This window comes from Pseudomonas chaetocerotis (genome assembly GCF_015712105.2).
GTDB classification, from domain to species: Bacteria; Pseudomonadota; Gammaproteobacteria; order Pseudomonadales; family Pseudomonadaceae; genus Aquipseudomonas; species Aquipseudomonas chaetocerotis.
Genome location: NZ_JACFYX020000003.1, coordinates 206,723 through 220,232, shown reverse-complemented (window position 1 = coordinate 220,232; position 13,510 = coordinate 206,723). Strand labels below are relative to the sequence as shown.

The window sequence follows — 13,510 nt, the reverse complement described above, 5'->3', positions numbered from 1 at the left end:
TGGCTTGCCGGCGATGCCTTGCTCCGGCGTGATCGATACCCGCCAGCCAGCAGACTCCTGCACGTGCCGCATTGCACGAGCCACCCGATTCCCGATTCGGCGGCAGATTTGGCCGTATCGTCCCTTTAGCCATGGTCTGAATCCTGATTCACTGAGCGCAGATGAATCAGGATTCAGATCATGGCTTATCGCACCACCGAAGCTCGACTCGACCGCGACCAGGCGTTGCGCGCGCGTATTCTCGACTGCGCCCTGCTGCGCGTTGCCGAGGGTGGTTTCGCCGCTCTGACCATGCAGGCGCTGGCCGACGATGTCGGCATCGCCACCGGTAGTCTGTACCGCCACTTTCGCAGCAAGGGTGAACTGGCCGCCGAAGTCTTCGCCAGCGCCAGTCAGCGTGAGGTAGATGCCCTGGCCGCCGCCTTGCGCGGGCCGGGCCGCCCCAGCGAGCGCCTGCGCATCGGCCTCGAGCAGTTCGCCGCCCGCGCCTGGCATAGCCGCCGCCTGGCCTTTGCGCTGATCGCCGAGCCGGTCGAACCCGAAGTCGACGAGCAGCGCCTGCTCTATCGCGAAGCCTACGCCGAACTGTTCAGTGACCTGCTGGAGGAGGGCGCCGCTGCCGGCGAGTTTCGAGTCGAGCCGATCGGCCTGATGGCGGCCTGTCTGGTCGGCGCCATTGCCGAAGCGCTGGTCGGTCCGCTGTCGCCACCTGCCCGCGCCGCTCGCGAAGCGGGCCAACCCACTCTGGAGCTGGCGCAGGTCAGCGCCAGCCTTGCCACCTTCTGCCTGCGCGCCGTCGGCGCCAAGGAGCTCGCGCGATGAAACCCAGTCTGCACGCCGAAACCCATGAAGTGTTCAATCAGGTGCCAAGCTTGGACGGCGCCAATCTCTATCGCCTCGACCTGCCGTTGCAGGAGTGGATTCGCCGCTACGACGGCGCCTGGGCGGATGAACGCTTGAGCGCTTATGGCGCCCTGGCAGGCGGTACCCTGATGCAGGCCGGCTTTCTCGCCAACGAGAACAAACCGGTGTTCAAAAGCCACGACCGCTACGGCAACCGTATCGACCTAGTCGAGTTTCATCCGGCCTACCACGAGCTGATGCGCACGGCGGTCGAGCACGGCTTGCCATCGCTGCCCTGGACAGATCCGCGCGCCGGCGCTCATGTCGCCCGCGCCGGGCTGACCTATATGCACAGCCAGGCCGAAGCGGCCAGCGGCTGTCCGCTGACCATGACCTTCGCCGCTGTGCCGGCCATCCGCCTGCAACCCAACGTGGCCGAGCAGTGGCTGCCGAAGATCCTCGCCACCGAGTACGACCCGCGCAACCTGCCGATGGAGCAGAAGTCCGGCGTCACCATTGGCATGGCCATGACCGAGAAGCAGGGCGGCACCGATGTACGCGCGAATACCACACGGGCCTATCCCATCGGTCTTGGCGGGCCGGGACAGGGCTATGAACTGGTGGGGCACAAATGGTTCTGCTCGGCGCCGATGTGCGACGCCTTTCTCACCCTGGCGTACACCGACAAGGGCCTGTCGTGCTTTCTGCTGCCGCGTCACCGGCCGGATGGCACGCGCAACGCGTTCTACATCCAGCGACTGAAGAACAAGCTGGGCAACTGGGCCAACGCCTCCAGCGAGGTGGAATACCGAGGCGCTTTCGCCTGGATGCTCGGTGAGGAAGGGCGCGGCGTGCCGACCATCATCGAGATGGTGGCCATGACCCGCTTCGATTGCATGGTCGGCTCCAGCAGCCTGATGCGCCAGGCGTTGACCCAGGCCGCGCACCACTGCGCGCATCGCCAGGTGGGTGGCAAGCTGCTCGCCGACCAGCCGTTGATGCAGAACGTGCTCGCCGACCTGGCGCTGGAGAGCGAAGCCGCGCTGGCGCTGTGCATGCGCATGGGCCGCGCGCTCGACCATCAGCATGATGAGCAGGAAGACAAGTTTGCCCGTCTGGTTACTGCCGTGGGCAAGTACTGGATCTGCAAGCGCGCGCCGGAAATGATCTACGAGGCCAGCGAATGCATGGGCGGCGCTGGCTACGTCGAGGAAACCATCATGCCGCGCCTGTATCGTGAAGCGCCGGTCAACTCGATCTGGGAAGGCTCGGGCAACGTGCAGTGCCTGGACGTGCTGCGTGCCATGTCCAAGGAGCCCGGCGTGCTCGACGCGCTGTTCGCCGAGCTGGGTGATGGCCACGGCGATGTTCGCCTGAAGGCGCATATCCAGCGGCTGAAGGCCGATTTTTCCGATACCTCCGACATCCATTACCGCGCCCGCCAGCTTACCGAAGACATGGCCGTGGCGTTGCAGGCCAAGCTGCTGCTGGAGGCAGGCAATGCCAATGTGTCCGACGCTTTCATCGCCAGCCGCCTGGAAGGTCGCGGCCGCGTCTATGGCACGCTGCCGCGCGGTGTTGACGTCGAGGCGCTGCTGGCGCGCAGCACGCCCCATCTGCCCTGAGCGAGTGCCGAGGGCGGATTGCCTGGCGCGCTGTTTTTTAGCCGGGCAGGCGAGTAATCTTGCGGCCGATGGTTCTGCGTGCACGCCTGTGGCGCGGATGAAAAGGGAACAGGGTGCGGCGAATCTCGCCAATGCCCTGGCTGCCCCCGCAACTGTAAGCGGCGAACGATGCCCTGATGCCACTGACTTCGGTCGGGAAGGCGGGCGGAGTGCCAAGCCGTGAGCCAGGAGACCTGCCATCGACAACGGGCGTTTCGCCCACTCCCTCATCCGAATCGTCGCGCGGTGGGCGCGGCAAAGGAACTCGCATGCATATCGAACCGGACGTCGTCGAAGGCGCCAAGATCCTGCTTAGCTACGCAACGGCCGTCACTGCCTTCGGCCTGACCGCCAAACTCGCCCAGGACAGCGTACGCAACAACGGCGGTGTCGCTGCCCTGGCGCTCCGCAGCCTGCTGACCACCGCCCTGGTGTTCTGCTTTTTCGAAGTGTTCCCGCATCATGCGGTGGGCGTTTCCGAGGTGCATCTGATCCTCGGTTCGACCCTGCTCCTGCTGTTTGGTGCCGGTGCCGCGGGCATTGGCCTGGCGGCAGGTCTGCTGCTGCAAGGACTGCTGTTCGCTCAGTTCGACCTGCCGCAGTACGGCATGAATGTCACCACGCTGTTGATCCCGCTGTGGGGCATCAGCCTGCTGGCCAAGCGCATCGTCGCGCCGGGCACCGCCTACATCGATCTTTCCTACAAGCAGGCGCTGGCGCTTTCGACCGCTTATCAGGGCGGCATCGTCGCCTGGGTGGCGTTCTGGGCCTTTTACGGCCACGGTTTCTCCAGCGAAAACCTGGCGGCCGTGGGCAGCTTCGGCCTGGCCTACATGAGCGTGATCCTGATCGAGCCGCTGATCGACCTGGGCGTGCTGGCCGGTGCCAAGGCGCTGTCGCGTTTCAGTCAGGGGCCGCTGTTCAACGTGCGTCTGCACCAGCCAGCCTGACCTCGTCGCGCTGACGGTCATGCGCCAAGAAGCGTTCTGGATGATGAAAGCCTGTGCTGCATGCCTGCCCTCATCCGGCGCTTCGCGCCACCTTTTCCAAAGGGAGAGGAGCATGAAGGAAGGCGTCGCTGCGCGACTGTTACGCTAACGGCGGCGCTGCCAGATGATCTTGCCGGTATTGCTTTCGGTGACCAGGTACGGGTCGCTGAAGCGGTAGTAGGCGGCGGGTTGATAGTCGGCGGTGCCTGTCAGGCGCACCATCAGCATGCCGTCCTGGCTGCGCCAGTGGCCGCTGTACTGCACCTCGCCAGGGCTGTCGTAGTTCCAGTCGTTGCCGCCGCCGACCGAGCGAGCCCACTGCGTGACGCTGCCATCGGCGTTCAATTGCAGGGTCATCAGGGTGTTGAACGAGGCGAAGTTGGTGCCGCCGCTGTTGATGATCTTCTCGTGTACCCAGGTGCCAACAAGCGCCGGCTCCTGAGCGCCGGCAGTGGACGGCGTCGCCGCTATGGCTACCGCTTCACGCTGAAAGAGAGCCTGGCGCTCTAACACTTCGCCGTTGCGTGGATCGCGCGCGGCGATGCTGGTATTGAGCATGGCATTGGCATAGGTGGCGTTCATGTTGGCCAGTAGCAGTCCGGTCTGTGGGTCGCTGATTTCGGCACGCAGCAGCTTGCCGTCGTAGTGGCCTTTGACGATCAGGCGCAGGCGCTGGCTTTCCACATACTCGCCTTCCACCACGGAGTCGCTCTGGCGCAGGATCAGCTCGCTCGGCTGGCCGTCGAGGGTTGCTCGGTAATGACCGTCGAGTTCACCGGCCTGAATGCTTGAGCATGAGACCATGGCTAACAGCAGAACGATTGCACGGGGCATGATGGTGATCTCTGACGAGTTGATCCAAGCCTAGTCGCTAGCAGTGATGCGCGAGGGCTGTCGCGCTATGTTTTCGTCACCGTATGCAGGCAAGATAGGGGCGTACGTTCAGTCAGGAAGATGCACTGTGAAAGCCTGCTCAGATGATTTCATCATTGCCCACACCCCCGAAGAGGCGGTCGACCGTCTTGCCGCCCTGCACCAGGAAGCCACCGGTGCGTTGAGCCAGGCGCTCAAGCGTTACCTCAAGGAGCGCATCCGCCCCGATGCCAGCGAGCACTGCCTGTTCCGTTATCCCGAATTGCGCCTGACCTACCTGTGCCAGGGCGAGGTGCCGACCACCGTGCGCGCCTACGCCAAGGTGCAGGTGCCGGGCACCTACGCCATCACCGTGACCCAGCCGGCGGCCTTCCGCAAATACTTGCTGGAGCAGTTGAGCCCGCTGATGAACGACTTCACCCTGCGTGTGGAAGTCGGCCGCAGCCAGCAGAACATTCCCTACCCGTACGTGGTCGAGGGTGGCGATGAGCTGGCTGGCAGTGGCGTAACCGCCGCCGAGTTGGCGCGCGTATTCCCCAGCACCGACCTGTCCGCTGCCACCGACGGCACCGCCGATGGCCTGTACGACTGGGAGAACATCGATCCGCTGCCGCTGGCGCTGTTCGACGCGGCGCGCACCGACTTCTCCCTCAAGCGCATCCAGCACTACACCGGCAGCGACTGGCGCCATGTGCAGCCGTGGATCCTGCTGACCAATTATCACCGCTACGTCGATCAGTTCATTCGCCACGGCCTGGACATGCTGGTGGGCGACTCGCGTTTCACCCGCATGGTGTTGCCGGGCAACGTGGTGATCGAGCGCGGCATGGCCGAAGGTGAGATGCAGGCGATCATCGAAAACGTGGTCTGGCACCGCTACCAGATGCCGGCCTACCACCTGCAGGCTGAGGATGGCCACGGCATCACCCTGGTCAACATTGGCGTCGGTCCGTCCAATGCCAAGAACATCACCGACCACCTGGCCGTGCTGCGCCCGCATTGCTGGCTGATGATCGGCCACTGCGGCGGCCTGCGCCAATCGCAGACCATCGGCGACTACGTGCTGGCCCACGCCTACATGCGCCGCGACGGCATTCTCGACCGCGTACTGCCGCCGCATATCCCGCTGCCGGCATTGGCCGAGGTACAGCAGGCGCTGCAGGAAGCCGCCAAACTGGTGACCGGCGAGCAGGGCGACGAGCTGAAGAAGCGCTTGCGCACCGGCACCGTGCTGACCTACGACGATCGCAACTGGGAGCTGCGCTGGGCCCAGGAGCGGCCGTTGATCAACCTGTCGCGCGCCGTGGCGGTGGACATGGAAAGCGGCACCATCGCCGCGCAAGGCTATCGCCTGCGGGTGCCCTATGGCACGCTGCTGTGCGTGTCGGACAAACCCCTGCACAGCGAGATCAAGCTGCCCGGCGCGGCTGGCGCCTTCTACGAGCGCGCCGTGACCCAGCACCTGCATATCGGTATCGCGGCGCTGGAGCTGATGCGCAGCCAGCTCAACTCGCTGCACTCACGCAAGCTGCGCAGTTTCGACGAGCCTCCGTTCCGCTGAGTCAGGCCGCGACCGGCGCCTCGTCACGCAGCAGTTCGGCCAGCGCGGCGCGGTCTATGTTGGCGCCGCTGAGCACCACGGCCACGCGCTGACCGGCATTGAGCTCGCGCTCTTGCATCAGCGCGGCCAACGCCGCAGCACCGGCACCCTCAGCGAGGTTGTGGGTGTCCTCGTGGTAGGTGCGGATGGCTGTGCGGATTTCCTCATCGCCGACCCGCACGATGCGCGCGGCGCCAGCGCGTATCATGTCCAGCGCCAGTTGCTGCGGCTGACGGCAGGCCATGCCGTCGGCCAGGGTGTCGGCGCGGTCGGTCTGCACCAGGCGGCCCTGCTCGAAGCTCTGCGCATAGGCGTCGGCGCCGCTGGCGACCACGCCGACGATCTCGGTGTCGAGGCCAAGCAGGTCGCGGGTGCGGATCATCCCGCAGATGCCCGAGCCGAGGCCGATGGGCACGTAAACCCGGCGCAGGTCCGGCACCGCCTCCAGCAGTTCCAGTGAGTAGGTTGCCACGCCACGCACCAGGTCCTCGTGCAGTGACGGGACCCAATGCAGGCCGTCGCGTTCGGCCAGGCGCGCGGCCTCGGCGCGCGCTTCGTCGAAGTCGCGACCATGCTCGATCACCTCGGCGCCGAGGGCGCGCATTGCCGCATTCTTCTCGCGGGCGTTGCCGTGCGGCACCAGGATGCGGATCGCCAGTCCCGCCGCGCGCGCAGCCAGCGCCAGGCTCTGGCCGTGGTTGCCACGGGTGGCTGTGACCAGCCCGCGCACCTGCGGTTCGCGGCGCAACAGGGCGTCGATATAGACCAGCCCGCCGCGCACCTTGAAGGCGGCGGTCGGCGCGTGGTTCTCGTGCTTGACCCAGACCTCGCAACCCAGACGCTGGGCCAGCAGTGGCCAGGCCAGTTGCGGTGTGGGCGCCATGTGGCGGTGAACCAGTTCAGCGCTCTGGCGCAGTTGGGCAAGGTCGAACATGACGGGCACTCCGAGTGGTGTTGACCCGGATGCTAGATCGGTACATTGTATGGGTAAATCTTTATATTGCATGGCAAGCAATGTGGCTTCCTGATCTTCAAGACAACGCCCTTCCGACGTATCTCGCGCTGGTCGAGGCCATCGCCGCTGCCGTCGGCCGTGGCGAACTCAAGCCCGGTGAGCGCCTGCCGCCGCAGCGACGCTTGGCCTGGACGCTGGGCATCAATCCGAGCACGGTGATGCTCGCCTACCGCGAGGCGGCGCGTCGGCACCTGGTCTCCGGTGAGGTCGGGCGCGGTACCTACGTACTCGCCAGCAGCCACGAAGCGAGCCTGTTCCGCCTCAAGCAGCCGGCCGCCCAGGGAGAGCTGATCGACCTGTCGACCAACGTGCCGGTGCATGACCCGGATAACCGTGACCTCTCCGTCAGCCTCGCCGCGCTAGCTGCACGTGGCGAACTGGACGCGTTGCAGGCCTACCCGTCGGCAGCACTGATCGAGCGCGCTCACCTGGCTGGCGCCACCTGGCTGCGCCGCCGTGGTCTGAAGCTGGCGCCGGGCGGTCTGCTGCTCTGCGCCGGCGCTCAGCAGGGCGTGTCGGCCGCGCTGCTGGCGCTGTGCGAGGCGGGTGAGCCGATTCTGGTGGAGCGCTACACCGCGCCTGGGATCAAGGCCGCCGCACGTCAGTTGCGTCTGCCGCTGCACGGGGTGGCGATGGACGAGCGCGGCATCCTGCCCGATGACCTCGACCGCCTGGCCCGTGCCACCGGGGCTCGTGTCGCGGTGCTCACGCCCTGTTTGCAGAACCCAACCGGCGCCAGCCTGGACGCCGAGCGCCGCACGGCTATCGCCGAGGTGGCGCGGCGGCGCGGGTTGTGGATCGTCGAGGACGATGTCTACGGCGTGCTGGGCAGCGAGGCGCCTTTGGCAGTGCAGCTTCCCGAGCGCTGCCTGCTGATCAGCAGCCTGTCCAAGAGCGTCGCGCCGGGGTTGCGCCTGGGCTTTATCGCCGGCGCGCCGGAGCTGCTCGAACGCATCGACCCCGAGGCCCAGGCCACGCGCTGGGCGGTGACGCCGCTGAGCTTGGCCTTGGCGTGTGAGTGGATCGAAAGCAGCATTGCCGATCAGCGCCTGGCCTGGCAGATCGGCGAGCTGCAGCAGCGCTGGCGCCTGGCTGCGCGCGTGCTTGGCCCGCGCATGCCGCAGGGTAGGGCGGTGGCGCCGCATTTGTGGCTGGACACTGCAGCGCCTGTCGGTCTGTCTGAAGCCTGTCGACAGCATGGCGTCGAGGTGGTGCCGGCTGAGGTATTCGCGGTCGAGGCCAATCCGGGGCACGCCGTGCGCGTCAGTCTAGCGGCGGCAGCCAGCCGGGTCGAACTCAAGCGGGCGTTGGAAGGGATAGTGGCGGCCTGGCCTGTTTAGCGCTGTAGGGCGTACCGGGACGCCGGCCGCTCGGAAGCAGTACGCCGCCGTGGTGGCAGGCTTGAATCTGGCAATGAAGCGCCGAGGGCGTTTTTCTGGCAAGTGTGTGGTGCCAGCTTTTGCATGGCCCGGCGGGCTGTTCGCTTCGCTACGAGCGGCTGGCGTCCCGGACCTACGTCCTTGCGAGTTTCATATGCAGGATTGGAAAGGGCCGGCCGCCCCCGTCCAGGCGCGAGCGATCGGTCACCACGAATCCCAGGTGTTGGTAGAACCCCACGGCCTGCGGGTTCTGTTCGTTGACGTCGACCCGAGTGGCGCCCAGTTCGTCGACGGCATGGCGCATCAGCCGCTTGCCCACGCCCTGGCCGTGGCAGGCCGGATCGACGAAGAGCATTTCCACCATGCCCTCGGTCGTACCGAGAAAACCCAGTATTCGCCCGGTGTTGTCCCGCGCGCAGGTCAGTTGCACGGCCGGGAAATATTGCTCGCGCAGCAACGGCTTGATCACCTGCAGATCGCTTTCCGGGAGGAAGTGGTGGGTGGCGCGCACGGCAGCCTCCCAGATGTCCACCAGGGTGGGCAGTTCGGCATCGGTGGGGGTGTCGAGCATCGGTGACATGGTGACAGGCATCCAGGATAAAGCTGGGCGCAGAGCATGCCAGCTCTGCGCCCATGCTGTCATTTGCTGGCGTCGAGTACCACGCGGTAGCGCGCCTTGCCGCTGCGCAGGTGGTCGATGGCCGCATTCACCTGGCTCATGGGGAATTGCTCGACCTGCGGCAGGATCTGGTGACGCGCGCAGAACTCCAGCATGGTCGCCATGGTTTTTGGAGAGCCCACTGGCGAGCCGGACAGGCTCTTTTGTTGCGGGATCAGGTTGAACACGTGCACCGGGATGGCGCTGGGCACGATGCCGACGAAGTGCAGCCGGCCCTTGCCACGCAGGGTGCCGATCAGTGCTTGCCAGTCCAGATCGGCGCTGGCGGTGACCAGGAGGAAATCCAGGCTGCCGGCAATCGCCTTCATTGCCGCGCTGTCGGTGGAAGCCACCACCTTGTGCGCGCCCAGGCGTTTGGCTTCGTCCTGCTTGTTCAGCGACGAGGTGAAGGCCGTCACCTCGCAGCCCCAGGCGTTGAGAAAACGCAGCGCCAGGTGACCAAGGCCGCCGATACCAACCACGCCGACGCGGTCGGTGGGTTTGATGTCGTATTCAAGCAGTGGGCTGAACACCGTCGAACCGGCGCAGAACAGCGGTCCCACCAGCGCCGGGTCGAGGCCATCGGGTAGTGGCACGGCCCAGGCCCAGTGCGAACGCAGGCGATCGGCGAAACCGCCATGGCTGCCGACGATGGTCGGCTTCACCGAGCGGCACAATTGGTGTGAGCCTTCCATGCACGAGCCGCAGTGCATGCAACTGCCCTTGTACCAGCCGATGCCGACCCGTTGACCCAGCTTGAGCCCGCGCGCCTGCTCGCCGAGGCGGACAATGGTGCCGACCACCTCATGGCCGGGGATGAAGGGGTAGCGCGCATTGCCCCATTCGTTGTCGATCATCGACTGGTCGGAATGGCAGATGCCACAGTATTCCACCGCCACTTCCACCTCTTCGGCGCCGAGCGGCCCGGGATCGTAGCTCAGCCGCTCCAGCGGTGCCTTGGGTGCGGTGGCGGCCCAGCCGCTGAAGGTGGCGAGTTCGGCACTGTTGCTCATCGGTGGCTCCTGAATGCAGGGGGTGAACCGGCAGCTTAGTCGGTTTGGCTGGGCGTGGAAGCACCATCAGCGGCGCTTATCGTGGGTTACACTGCGCGGCCCAGTTCCATCGAAGCCCGCCGCATGTCTCGCCCGCGTCTACCTGCCAATCACCGTACTGCCGCTCCCCGGCGCGTTGCCAAGGCGCCGCCTGCCCAGCCGCGCCTGCTGGTATTGAACAAGCCGTTCGACGTGCTCACCCAGTTCAACGATGACCAGGGCCGCGCCACGCTCAAGGATTTCGTCGACGTGCCTGGCGTCTATCCGGCCGGGCGTCTGGATCGTGACAGCGAGGGGCTATTGCTACTGACCAATGACGGTCGCCTGCAGGCGCGTATCGCCGACCCTAAACACAAGCTGCCGAAGACCTATTGGGTGCAGGTGGAGGGGGAGCCAAGCGATGAGCAACTGCGTCAGTTGCGCGTTGGCGTGACGCTCAATGACGGCCCGACCCTACCGGCCGAAGCTCGACGGCTGGACGAGCCCGAGCTGTGGGAGCGCAACCCGCCGGTACGCTTTCGCAAGAGCGTGCCGACGGCCTGGCTGGAGCTGGTGATTCGCGAGGGGCGCAATCGTCAGGTGCGGCGCATGACTGCCGCCGTCGGTTTGCCGACCCTGCGTCTGGTGCGCGTGGCCATTGGCCCCTGGCGTCTGGACGGATTGCCGCCCGGTCAGTGGCGCGAGGTGCCGGCGTTATTGCCATAGGGGGCGTCATTGCGGGCGAAGTTGGTGTGCACGGCGCACCCTACGGCCGGCGGTGTCCCTGTAGGGGGCGCCGCGCGCACCAGGTTTACGCCGATAGTTCCCGTGTCGCCGCTGGACGGGTATAGGGGGAGAATGGCGGCGCCCGCGGTGATCAGTGAGGCGCACCGCGCAGCGGACGTTTTGTCGCAGGGCCGGAGCCCTGGCGACATGACCTGAATCAATAACCGGCCTTGATCACGGCGATACCTTTGTTCAGCACTTCACGCCAGGCCTGGCGCACGTCTGCGTCGCACTCCTTGTCGTGTTCGCTGATGGTCAGCAGCAGCGCGTCTAGCCACAGGTCGTAGAGTTCGGGGCGAATGTCCAGGTGCTGGCGCGAGTGCGATTCGCCGAGGGCGCGCAGCTTGGTGTCGGGCATGCCGCGGGCGTGCATCACCAGGTTGAGAATGCCCTGGCGCAGCAGCTGCTTTTGCGCGCCCATGTCGGTGTCGACGAACTTTTCGCGGATCAGCGGCGAGCTGGCGAGGAAGTGGCGGTAGAAGCTGTCGAAGAAATCGGGGCTGGCGCAGCAGCGTCCATAGCTCTGCATCACCAGATTGGCGGCGCTCATGTGTAACTCCTTGAGTAGGCGGCAGGTCGCATCGAGACGATGGCCAGGAGGCGATCAGATGTAGCGCAGGTTACTGCGGTCGTTCAACCGTGAATGCCGCGCGCGGTCTCGATGATGTAAGTGATGATCGGCTTGGCGAGGAATGCGAACAGGCACAGGCCCAGGCCGAGGAACAGGATGGCGGTGCCGAGACGACCCGCCTTGGACTTCTTCGCGAGGTCCCAGATGATGAAGAACATGAACAGCATCAGGCCGCCCACCAGGACGTACATCATCAACGCTTCAAATTGTTCGGTTTCCATGCTGCCTCATGATTCGGACGGAAAACGCAGGGCGGGAATTATACGCGCCCTGACCTGAAGCGCGGCATGATCCGCTTCACCCTGCGACTTTCAGTCGCGCAGGTGCTGCAAGGGCAACTGCGTACTGGAGAGAATCTGCTGCAGCACGAAGCTCGAGCGCACGCTGGAAACGCCGTCGATACGGGTAAGGGTGCCGAGCAGCAGCTTCTGGTAATGATCCATGTCCGGTACCACCACCTTGAGCTGGTAGTCGGCGTCCATCCCGGTCACCAGGCAGCACTCCAGCACTTCGGGACACTTGCGGATTTCATCCTGAAAGTGTTCGAAGCGCTCGGGTGTATGCCGGTCCATGCCGATCAGCACGTAGGCGGTCAGGCTCAGGCCAAGCTTCTTGCGGTCGAGCAGGGCGACCTGGCCAGTGATGTAGCCGTCGTCTTCCAATTGCTTGACCCGACGCGAGCAAGGCGAGGGCGAAAGGCCAATGCGCTCGGCGAGCTCCTGGTTGGACAGGGCAGCGTTGCGCTGCAATTCGGCGAGAATGTTCAGGTCGTAACGGTCAAGTTTGTCCATTTTTCTACTGGCTCATTACTGGATTGCGCTAGATGGTGCTCCTTTAGTTGTTAATTGCGCAATTGGTAATTTTGTAAGCAATCTTAGCAATCTTATTTCGCTGCTCAAGGCGTAAGCTTTCTCTCAGTTTCACGGCCCGGACGACAAGTCCTACCGGCCTCGCCCAACCAGGTGAGCCGGCGCCGACGGTCCTACCGGATCGCACCGGCACCCGGGTCCGCACTGCCCAACCAGGCGGGCGACGAAAGCGGCGACAGCATCGCCAGCACCGGACAGATTTCCCGAAGGGGCCGCAAGGCCCCTTTTTATTGCCTGTGATTTTTGCTGCTTGAGGATCACTGAAAGGCAGGGGAGGGCATCGAGATCAGTGTCGGACCACTTCCGACGGATCGGCGTGTACCAGCACTTCGGCGCGTGGATAGTGTTCATGGATCGCCTTTTCCACGGCCTCGCAGTGCGCGTGTGCGTTGGACAGGCTCATCTCGCCCGGCAGCTCCAGGTGCAACTGGACGAACCAGCGCGTACCAGAAATACGCGTGCGCAGGTCATGGGAGCCGAGCACGCCGGGGACGGCATTGGCCAGCGCGTACATATGCCGAGTGGTTTCGCTGGGGAGTTCTTCATCCATCAGTACGCCGATTGCACCGCGTACGATGCTGATGGCGCTCCAGAAGATGTAGAAGGCGATGCCGATGGCGAAGATCGCATCCATCTGCGGCCAGCCGAAACGGGTCAACAGCAAGGCGATAAGAATACTGCTGTTGAGCAGGATGTCGGAGCGGTAGTGCAGCGAGTCGGCATGAATCGCGGTGGAGCCGGTCTCGCGCACCACTTTGTGTTGGAACATCAACAGCGCGACAGTCAGCGCCAACGACAGCAGCATGACGGCAATGCCGAGGCCTTCGGCCTCCAGCGGCTGTGGCGCTTGCAGACGCTCGATGCCTTGCAGGCCAATGAGGATGGCACTGATACCAATGAACAGCGCCTGGGCCAGACCGGCCAGCGCTTCCGCTTTGCCGTGGCCATAGCGGTGATCCTCGTCCGCAGGACGCAGGGCGAAGTGCACGGCGATCAGGTTGATCAGCGAGGCGGCGCTGTCGAGCAGCGAATCGGTGAGGCCGGCCAGCAGGCTGACCGAACCACTCAACCACCAGGCAATCGCCTTGGCCAGCACCAGCGTCAGCGCTACGGTCAGCGCCGCGCGAGTGGCCAGGCGCATCAGCCTGGCATGCTGCGGGTTGTGCATGGAC

14 protein-coding genes and 1 riboswitch are annotated in these 13,510 nt (G+C 65.0%); of the genes, 6 read left to right on the top strand and 8 right to left on the bottom strand.

Translation table 11 applies throughout. The features are described from left to right. Positions 1 to 180 precede the first annotated feature (180 nt). From H3221_RS07295 to H3221_RS07285, 3 genes are all read left to right on the top strand, one after another. Entirely contained in the window at positions 181 to 822 is a 642-nt protein-coding gene (locus tag H3221_RS07295) for a TetR/AcrR family transcriptional regulator (protein WP_196473474.1), read from the top strand. Beyond that, entirely contained in the window at positions 819 to 2,468 is a 1,650-nt protein-coding gene (locus tag H3221_RS07290) for an acyl-CoA dehydrogenase family protein (protein ID WP_196473475.1), read from the top strand. The genes H3221_RS07295 and H3221_RS07290 overlap by 4 nt, the downstream gene beginning before the upstream one ends. A gap of 52 nt (positions 2,469 to 2,520) precedes the next feature. Further along, positions 2,521 to 2,723, top strand: a riboswitch (cobalamin riboswitch). A 53-nt stretch (positions 2,724 to 2,776) separates the two neighbouring features. Continuing rightward, positions 2,777 to 3,457 (top strand): energy-coupling factor ABC transporter permease, encoded by a 681-nt coding sequence (locus H3221_RS07285; RefSeq protein WP_196473476.1) that lies wholly within the window; start codon positions 2,777 to 2,779, stop codon positions 3,455 to 3,457. Between the two features lie 144 nt (positions 3,458 to 3,601). Here the strand turns inward: H3221_RS07285 and H3221_RS07280 are convergent, their stop codons facing one another. Then, complete coding sequence (locus H3221_RS07280; protein ID WP_196473477.1) at positions 3,602 to 4,330, bottom strand: hypothetical protein; 729 nt, start codon at positions 4,328 to 4,330, stop codon at positions 3,602 to 3,604. Positions 4,331 to 4,397: 67 nt separating this feature from the next. Between H3221_RS07280 and amn the strand changes: the two genes are divergently transcribed. Continuing rightward, positions 4,398 to 5,930 (top strand): AMP nucleosidase, encoded by a 1,533-nt coding sequence (gene amn / locus H3221_RS07275; RefSeq protein ID WP_178094595.1) that lies wholly within the window; start codon positions 4,398 to 4,400, stop codon positions 5,928 to 5,930. 1 nt (position 5,931) lies between these two features. Here amn and H3221_RS07270 read toward each other — a convergent pair whose 3' ends face one another. Continuing rightward, entirely contained in the window at positions 5,932 to 6,903 is a 972-nt protein-coding gene (locus H3221_RS07270) for a threonine dehydratase (protein ID WP_196473478.1), read from the bottom strand. Between the two features lie 80 nt (positions 6,904 to 6,983). On the opposite strand from H3221_RS07270, the gene H3221_RS07265 reads away from it, so the two are divergent. Continuing rightward, complete coding sequence (locus H3221_RS07265; RefSeq protein ID WP_196473479.1) at positions 6,984 to 8,324, top strand: aminotransferase-like domain-containing protein; 1,341 nt, start codon at positions 6,984 to 6,986, stop codon at positions 8,322 to 8,324. Between the two features lie 172 nt (positions 8,325 to 8,496). Here H3221_RS07265 and H3221_RS07260 read toward each other — a convergent pair whose 3' ends face one another. Both H3221_RS07260 and ahr read right to left on the bottom strand, forming a co-directional pair. Further along, entirely contained in the window at positions 8,497 to 8,943 is a 447-nt protein-coding gene (locus H3221_RS07260; protein ID WP_196473480.1) for an acetyltransferase, read from the bottom strand. 59 nt (positions 8,944 to 9,002) lie between these two features. Continuing rightward, positions 9,003 to 10,034 carry an NADPH-dependent aldehyde reductase Ahr gene (gene ahr / locus H3221_RS07255; RefSeq protein ID WP_196473481.1) on the bottom strand — a complete coding sequence of 344 codons (1,032 nt, stop codon included), beginning with the start codon at positions 10,032 to 10,034 and terminating at the stop codon, positions 9,003 to 9,005. A gap of 123 nt (positions 10,035 to 10,157) precedes the next feature. Here ahr and H3221_RS07250 point away from each other — a divergent pair, with 123 nt between their 5' ends. Beyond that, complete coding sequence (locus H3221_RS07250) at positions 10,158 to 10,778, top strand: pseudouridine synthase (protein WP_196473482.1); 621 nt, start codon at positions 10,158 to 10,160, stop codon at positions 10,776 to 10,778. A gap of 217 nt (positions 10,779 to 10,995) precedes the next feature. On the opposite strand, the gene H3221_RS07245 is transcribed toward H3221_RS07250, so the two are convergent. The 4 genes from H3221_RS07245 to H3221_RS07230 all read right to left on the bottom strand — a co-directional run bounded on the left by H3221_RS07245 (position 10,996) and on the right by H3221_RS07230 (position 13,506). After that, on the bottom strand, positions 10,996 to 11,388 hold the full coding sequence (locus H3221_RS07245) for a globin (RefSeq protein ID WP_074679218.1): 393 nt from the start codon (positions 11,386 to 11,388) through the stop codon (positions 10,996 to 10,998). Between the two features lie 83 nt (positions 11,389 to 11,471). Then, positions 11,472 to 11,690 (bottom strand): DUF2788 domain-containing protein, encoded by a 219-nt coding sequence (locus tag H3221_RS07240; protein WP_003240295.1) that lies wholly within the window; start codon positions 11,688 to 11,690, stop codon positions 11,472 to 11,474. 90 nt (positions 11,691 to 11,780) lie between these two features. Further along, on the bottom strand, positions 11,781 to 12,260 hold the full coding sequence (locus tag H3221_RS07235) for an Lrp/AsnC family transcriptional regulator (RefSeq protein ID WP_004424680.1): 480 nt from the start codon (positions 12,258 to 12,260) through the stop codon (positions 11,781 to 11,783). A gap of 364 nt (positions 12,261 to 12,624) precedes the next feature. Next, the gene (locus tag H3221_RS07230) at positions 12,625 to 13,506 is read right to left on the bottom strand and encodes a cation diffusion facilitator family transporter (protein WP_196473483.1); all 882 of its coding nucleotides are present in this window, start codon (positions 13,504 to 13,506) and stop codon (positions 12,625 to 12,627) included. Positions 13,507 to 13,510: the final 4 nt, after the last annotated feature.

What these genes read in the sequence shown, in the direction of transcription:
- H3221_RS07270 (WP_196473478.1), bottom strand. Translation starts at nt 6,903, where the DNA reads ATGTTCGACCTTGCCCAACTGCGCCAGAGCGCTGAACTGGTTCACCGC.
- H3221_RS07245 (WP_074679218.1), bottom strand. Translation starts at nt 11,388, where the DNA reads ATGAGCGCCGCCAATCTGGTGATGCAGAGCTATGGACGCTGCTGCGCC.
- H3221_RS07260 (WP_196473480.1), bottom strand. Translation starts at nt 8,943, where the DNA reads ATGTCACCGATGCTCGACACCCCCACCGATGCCGAACTGCCCACCCTG.
- ahr (WP_196473481.1), bottom strand. Translation starts at nt 10,034, where the DNA reads ATGAGCAACAGTGCCGAACTCGCCACCTTCAGCGGCTGGGCCGCCACC.
- H3221_RS07240 (WP_003240295.1), bottom strand. Translation starts at nt 11,690, where the DNA reads ATGGAAACCGAACAATTTGAAGCGTTGATGATGTACGTCCTGGTGGGC.
- H3221_RS07250 (WP_196473482.1), top strand. Translation starts at nt 10,158, where the DNA reads ATGTCTCGCCCGCGTCTACCTGCCAATCACCGTACTGCCGCTCCCCGG.
- H3221_RS07235 (WP_004424680.1), bottom strand. Translation starts at nt 12,260, where the DNA reads ATGGACAAACTTGACCGTTACGACCTGAACATTCTCGCCGAATTGCAG.
- H3221_RS07290 (WP_196473475.1), top strand. Translation starts at nt 819, where the DNA reads ATGAAACCCAGTCTGCACGCCGAAACCCATGAAGTGTTCAATCAGGTG.
- H3221_RS07230 (WP_196473483.1), bottom strand. Translation starts at nt 13,506, where the DNA reads ATGCACAACCCGCAGCATGCCAGGCTGATGCGCCTGGCCACTCGCGCG.
- H3221_RS07295 (WP_196473474.1), top strand. Translation starts at nt 181, where the DNA reads ATGGCTTATCGCACCACCGAAGCTCGACTCGACCGCGACCAGGCGTTG.
- H3221_RS07285 (WP_196473476.1), top strand. Translation starts at nt 2,777, where the DNA reads ATGCATATCGAACCGGACGTCGTCGAAGGCGCCAAGATCCTGCTTAGC.
- H3221_RS07265 (WP_196473479.1), top strand. Translation starts at nt 6,984, where the DNA reads ATGTGGCTTCCTGATCTTCAAGACAACGCCCTTCCGACGTATCTCGCG.
- H3221_RS07280 (WP_196473477.1), bottom strand. Translation starts at nt 4,330, where the DNA reads ATGCCCCGTGCAATCGTTCTGCTGTTAGCCATGGTCTCATGCTCAAGC.
- amn (WP_178094595.1), top strand. Translation starts at nt 4,398, where the DNA reads ATGTTTTCGTCACCGTATGCAGGCAAGATAGGGGCGTACGTTCAGTCA.